This window comes from Streptomyces sp. NPDC051677 (assembly GCF_044453465.1).
Lineage (GTDB): Bacteria > Actinomycetota > Actinomycetes > Streptomycetales > Streptomycetaceae > Streptomyces.
Genome location: NZ_JBITCT010000127.1, coordinates 1 through 4,009, shown reverse-complemented (window position 1 = coordinate 4,009; position 4,009 = coordinate 1). Strand labels below are relative to the sequence as shown.

At 68.3% G+C, this 4,009-nt stretch carries 3 protein-coding genes; 1 reads left to right on the top strand and 2 read right to left on the bottom strand.

The window, feature by feature from the left end; genetic code table 11:
* Positions 1-328: 328 nt before the first annotated feature.
* Entirely contained in the window at positions 329-1,672 is a 1,344-nt protein-coding gene (locus ACIBAF_RS49075; RefSeq protein WP_399473342.1) for a UDP-glucose dehydrogenase family protein, read from the bottom strand.
* 201 nt (positions 1,673-1,873) lie between these two features.
* Here ACIBAF_RS49075 and ACIBAF_RS49070 point away from each other — a divergent pair, with 201 nt between their 5' ends.
* Complete coding sequence (locus ACIBAF_RS49070; protein ID WP_399473340.1) at positions 1,874-3,031, top strand: acyl-CoA dehydrogenase family protein; 1,158 nt, start codon at positions 1,874-1,876, stop codon at positions 3,029-3,031.
* A 385-nt stretch (positions 3,032-3,416) separates the two neighbouring features.
* Here the strand turns inward: ACIBAF_RS49070 and ACIBAF_RS49065 are convergent, their stop codons facing one another.
* The gene (locus tag ACIBAF_RS49065; protein WP_399473344.1) at positions 3,417-3,884 is read right to left on the bottom strand and encodes a hypothetical protein; all 468 of its coding nucleotides are present in this window, start codon (positions 3,882-3,884) and stop codon (positions 3,417-3,419) included.
* Between the last annotated feature and the right edge of the window lie 125 nt (positions 3,885-4,009).

Below are 4,009 nucleotides of genomic sequence, written 5' to 3'. Positions count from 1 at the left end.
ACCCCCCAGGTCATGCCTTCGACAGGGGGACACAGTCATGCCGGGCCCGGAGGCCAGCGGCCCCGTTGCAGGACCGCGAAGAACATAACGGGGGCTAGAGCGGCGCCTGGAGCTCGTCGGCGAGGTGCTCGGCACGCCGCCATCGGGGGATCAGAGCTTCGGCGACGGGATGCGGCTCTCGCCGACGGCATCATCCCGGCTGCCCGGATACGACGAAACAGCCCGCCCGAAGCAGTTCACCGACCGCGGGGCGGGCCGGTGGTGCAGAATGCAAGCAGACGCCGGTTCGGCCGACTGAGCCTCGGCCGAACCGGCGTCACCTGTGAGGTCAGGCGGTGGGACGCCCCATCGCCCGGTACGTCCATCCGGCCTTGCGCCACAGCACGGGGTCGAGCGCGTTGCGGCCGTCGAGGACCAGCCGGGTCGTCGCGACCTCGCCGAGCGCCGCCGGGTCCAGCTCCCGGAACTCCCGCCACTCGGTCAGATGCAGGACGGCGTCGGCGCCCCGGACGGCCTCCAGGGCCGAGTCCGCGTACCCGAGCGTCGGAAAGACCCGGCGGGCGTTCTCCATCCCCTTCGGGTCGTACACCGTGACCTGCCCGCCCTGCAGATGGATCTGACCGGCGACGTTGAGGGCGGGCGAGTCCCGTACGTCGTCCGAGTCCGGCTTGAAGGCAGCGCCCAGCACGGCGACCCGCTTGCCCAGGAACGACCCGCCCCCCAGCGCCTCCCGGGCCAGCTCGACCATCTGGCCGCGCTGGCGCATGTTGATGGAGTCGATCTCGCGCAGGAAGGTGAGCGCCTGGTCGGCCCCGAGCTCGCCGGCACGCGCCATGAACGCCCGGATGTCCTTGGGCAGACACCCGCCGCCGAACCCGATCCCGGCCCGCAGGAACTTCTTCCCGATCCGGTCGTCGTGCCCGATGGCCTCGGCCAGCTTGGCGACATCACCGCCGGAGGCCTCGCACATCTCCGCCATCGCGTTGATGAAGGAGATCTTGGTGGCCAGGAAGGAGTTCGCGGAGGTCTTCACCAGCTCGGCGGTCGGGAAGTCGGTGACCACGAACGGCGACCCCTCCCCGATCGGGGTCTCGTACACCTGCCGCAGCACCGCCTCGGCCCGCTCGCTGCGCACGCCGACGACGATCCGGTCCGGGTGCAGCGTGTCGTCGACGGCGAAGCCCTCCCGCAGGAACTCCGGGTTCCAGGCGAGCTCGGCGTCCTCGCCGGCGGGCGCGAGCTCGGCGATCGTCCGGGCCAGCCGCTCGGCGGACCCCACCGGCACGGTGGACTTGCCGACGACGAGGGCCGGACGCGTCAGATGCGGGGCGAGCGACCCGATCGCGGACTCGACGTACGACATGTCGCACGCGTACTCGCCGTGCTTCTGCGGAGTGTTCACGCAGACGAAGTGGACGTCGCCGAAGGCCCCCACCTCGGCCCAGTCCATCGTGAACCGCAGCCGCCCGCTGGCCCCCTCGAACCCGGCGACGTGCTTCCGCAGCAGATCCTCGAGCCCCGGCTCGTACATCGGGGTCTCGCCCCGCTCCAGCATCTCGATCTTCTCGGGCACGACGTCGAGCGCGAGCACCTCGAAGCCCAGCTCGGCCATGGCCGCGGCGTGCGTGGCGCCGAGATAGCCGGTGCCGATCACGGTGATCTTGAGGGCCATGGATGCTCCTGGTGGGGGATGCCGTCACTGCGCGCCCGAGCATAGTCGGGGCGTGTCAGCGCCCTTCACCGGGCAGATGTCGGAACAGGGGACCCCTGTCGCCAAGGTCACGTATCACTCGGTCGGGCGGACCCCTAAAATTTGAGTTACTTAACGGTAATTAGCGTCGGTGACCGTAGCGTCTTTGGAGCGTGAGACACCTTGGCCGGATCGGCTGACTTCGACCTGTACCGCCCGTCCGAGGAGCACGACATGCTCCGCGACGCCATCCGCTCGCTGGCCGAGGCGAAGATCGCGCCGTACGCCGCCGCGGTGGACGAGGAGGCCCGCTTCCCGCAGGAGGCGCTGGACGCCCTGGTGGCGAGCGATCTGCACGCGGTGCACGTTCCCGAGTCGTACGGCGGCACGGGCGCGGACGCGCTGGCGACGGTCATCGTGATCGAGGAGGTGGCGCGCGCCTGCGTCTCCTCCTCCCTCATTCCCGCGGTGAACAAACTGGGCTCCCTCCCGGTGATCCTCTCCGGCTCGGAGGACCTGAAGAAGAAGTACCTGACGCCCCTGGCCAAGGGCGACGCGATGTTCTCGTACGCCCTCTCCGAGCCGGACGCGGGCTCGGACGCGGCCGGCATGAAGACCAAGGCGGTCAGGGACGGCGACCACTGGATCCTGAACGGCGTGAAGCGCTGGATCACCAACGCGGGCGTCTCCGAGTACTACACGGTCATGGCGGTCACGGACCCCGCCAAGCGCTCCAAGGGCATCTCCGCCTTCGTCGTGGAGAAGTCCGACCCGGGCGTCTCCTTCGGCGCACCGGAGAAGAAGCTGGGCATCAAGGGCTCCCCGACCCGCGAGGTCTACTTCGACAACGTGCGCATCCCGGCGGACCGCATGATCGGCGAGGAGGGCACCGGCTTCGCCACCGCCATGAAGACCCTGGACCACACCCGCATCACCATCGCGGCCCAGGCCCTCGGCGTCGCCCAGGGCGCGTTCGACTACGCCAAGGGCTACGTCCAGGAGCGCAAGCAGTTCGGCAAGGCGATCGCCGACTTCCAGGGCATCCAGTTCATGCTCGCCGACATGGCCATGAAGATCGAGGCCGCCCGCCAGCTGACCTACGCGGCAGCCGCCAAGTCCGAACGCCTGGACTCCGACCTCACCTTCCAGGGCGCGGCCGCGAAGTGCTTCGCGTCGGACGTGGCCATGGAGGTCACGACGGACGCGGTCCAGCTGCTCGGCGGCTACGGCTACACCCGCGACTACCCGGTCGAGCGGATGATGCGCGACGCCAAGATCACGCAGATTTATGAGGGCACGAACCAGGTCCAGCGCATAGTGATGGCGCGGAACCTGCCCTAGCAGGGTTTTTGCAGGTCAGAAGCTGTTTCGAAGGTCCGGAGGGACACCCTTGGCTTTCTGCCCGTTGCGGCCCGATCGGGGCCGTTCCTGGGCGTCATACTGGGGAATCCTGGGCGGATTCCGGGCTGAAAACAGCCACTGACCTGCACAAACAACACAGCCCCCGGCATGCTGCCGGGGGCTGTTGTCGTACGCGGATCAGGCAACCGCTGTCGCCTCCGAGGGGTCGTCCGCGCCGGGCGTCAGCATGGTTGCGATGGCTGCCCGGCCGCGTTGCTCGAACACGCAACCCAAGCTCTAGCCACTGAGGTGCTGGCCTTGCTGTCCAAGGGGAGTGCTCACCGATGCGCCGGGAGCACCTACCTTCAGACTGAGCTTGGTTCGACTACGCGACTGGGCAGGGCAGTTCAGCCTTCGCACGATTCGGGGAGCAGGTGACCACTGCCAGGGACAGATACGAGGGGCGTTCCAGGTAGAAGCCGTATGACACATCAGCGCCCGAGCGCAGTCGCTCGGCAGCAGAGTTCACCAGCCGGGCCAGGCGTGTGGTGTCTCGGTCCCTCTCCGAGGCGAACCGGGGCGCGTACTCGGCCAGCCGTTCACCGAGCCAGTACGCCGCTTCCTTTGACTCGTCCCACGTGCCGCGAACGAGGGTGCGGGGCTTGATGAGCCAGTAGGCCGTTTCCAGGGGCGGCAGATCAGAAGTGGGGAACTCTGCGGCCACCTCGCGGTACCGCTGGATCAGTTCCGGCTTGCTTCCGGCCGAGGGCGGACCGGCATGCGGCGGTCGTCGTAGCGCCTCATTGTCGAAGCGCTCTTTCGGGCCGGTCCACAGGTAACCGTGATGGTGCACAGTCGTTCCCGTTCGGTGTCGGCGGTTGCGGGACTGAGGTTCCCCCGTCATGCGGGATGTGCTGATCAGCTGGTCAGCAGGGGTTGATGGGTGTTCAGATTCGTTGGTTCGGCCGTCGCCTGTTC

Coding starts and splice junctions, on each gene's coding strand:
- ACIBAF_RS49075 (WP_399473342.1), bottom strand. CDS start 1,672: ATGGCCCTCAAGATCACCGTGATCGGCACCGGCTATCTCGGCGCCACG.